Source organism: Bacillus sp. GMa5/1 (assembly GCF_050172015.1).
Classification (GTDB): Bacteria; Bacillota; Bacilli; order Bacillales; family Bacillaceae_G; genus Bacillus_A; species Bacillus_A cereus.
Window position 1 is genome coordinate 1 of the sequence record NZ_JBNLYC010000365.1, and the last position, 2,026, is coordinate 2,026.

Consider the following 2,026-nt stretch of genomic DNA (forward strand, 5'->3'; position numbering starts at 1 on the left):
AAAAAAGCACTCCTTTTCAAAGAGTGCTAAAAAAAAACATATAACCTAATAAAAATATTTCTATTTTGATTACAGCAAGAAAGTCTTTATTAAAACATATGGTTGCTAATTTAATTGCGATCTGCCTTGCACCCAAGCAGCAATATCATTTATAACATACTCAGGAATATTAGCAGGACTATAATATTCATCCGGTTTACTTATTTCCCCATCGCCCTCTGTAAAGAAATGATTTAACTTTGGATATAGTCGATAATCAACGTTATTTCGTTCTTTTAATTGTTCTTTCCAAAGAGGAATTTCGATTTTTGATTGAACTTGATAGTCTCTTTCTCCTTGAATAATAAGAAGTGGTGTCTTTTGTTCTTTTGATATTTCTGCTGCTTTAATTTTCCGAATAGAATCCCAAAATACTGCTGATCCTAAGTAAAAATCTTTTGGAGGATTCTGACCAGAGAAATTTGGATCATTTAATAATTCAAATTGCGATTTGTAGAATTTATATTGCTCCTGGTTCATTGCTCCAATAGAAAAAAGATACTCAAATTGATCTAAAACAACGTCTTGAATCGTACGAGCTGGTCCACCCATTACAATTGCCCCAGCAATATTTTGATTTTGGTCTTTTTCAATCATTTTCGGAAGCATCATTCCACCTTGACTATGACCAAGAATATATATTTGATTCTTATTTATTAGAGGCTCATTTTTAAGAAATTGAGTTACAAGAAGAGCATCATCTGTTGTCTCTTTATCAACTGTATAGAAGGGACTGAATTGTGTTTTCAGCCCATGTTCATACGTTCGTTTATTATAGCGAAGGACAGCAATTCCCTTCGATGCAAGACCTTCAGCTAAATCGCGAAATGGTTTTAAAGCAAACGCTGTTTCATCCTGATCAGTTGCTCCTGATCCTTGAACAAGAATAACCGCTGGAAAAGGACCATTTCCTTTTGGAACCGACAATGTTCCTGGTAATGGAAATGCACCACTTCCAACTACTACTTCTTTATCAACAAATGATTCAGGCTTACTATATGATGGACGCTCAGCAACAGGACTAAACGACATGCTTAGTTGAAAATCGTCTATTTTTCCAGATGGATCTAGTTTAATTAGTAAAGGTACAGTCATTTTTTCAAAAACTAATTGAATCTCCACATTTGTATGAACAGGATTTGTCTCTTTTTGTGTAACCTCTCCAATTTCTATAAAAGAACCTGCTTGTAATTGAACTGGCAGTCCCTCCCAATAGCTCTTCAACCATTCTTCGGATATTATTTTCTGTAATGACCTTGAGGTTAAATCAAATGCAGATTTATAATCTTCACTATTCATATGGCGAATAAATGAAAGAGTAGTAGATATAACAGGATTTTCATCATCACTATTGTCTATTTTTTTTATATTTGTGTTTACTTCCTTTAATTTTGAAATAAATTGGTAGTTAAATGGATTATTATATGTATTAGGATATAAATTTGTTTTCAAAATTTCCGTATTCCGTGCCTTATACAAATTTGAAGAACTCTTAAAATTTTCAGGTGAAATTACTTCCTCCGCATATGAGACTGAGGGAATTGCTATTGTAAAAATTGCACTGATAAGTAATAACTTATTACTTATTCTTCTTTTCTTACCCATACCTATTGATTCTCCCTTCAAAATTTAAAATTTCTAATACAATATGCCAACTATAAGGAAAATAAAAATTACCAAAGAGATTAATAATCTATTTTACGATCCCCCTCTCAAGTTAAAAATCTATCATTAACAAACTTCAATAAAAAACGCCTTCCCCCTCTTTTTTTATTGTTGGATTTTCCAATGACCTAGAAGCACAGCACGAAATTACATGTAACCGACCCATGAGATTCTCTGTTTCAAAAGAAAAAAGCACCCCACTAGATGCTTTCTTTAATTGTTCTCACTATCATTTATTCAGGTAATTCTCTTATTACTATAAGATAAATTCATTCTATTTCCTAAACCTCACTTATTTCTTAATTCACTCATACCAATATAA

Annotated in this window: 1 protein-coding gene; it reads right to left on the minus strand. The window is 32.2% G+C overall.

Translation table 11 applies throughout. From position 1 onward, the window contains the following. Positions 1–105 precede the first annotated feature (105 nt). Complete coding sequence (locus ACQGSG_RS28655; protein ID WP_141403618.1) at positions 106–1,644, minus strand: alpha/beta hydrolase; 1,539 nt, start codon at positions 1,642–1,644, stop codon at positions 106–108. Positions 1,645–2,026: the final 382 nt, after the last annotated feature.

Bases quoted from the DNA above. Each gene is read 5' to 3' on its own strand.
- ACQGSG_RS28655 (WP_141403618.1), bottom strand. From the start codon at position 1,644: ATGGGTAAGAAAAGAAGAATAAGTAATAAGTTATTACTTATCAGTGCA.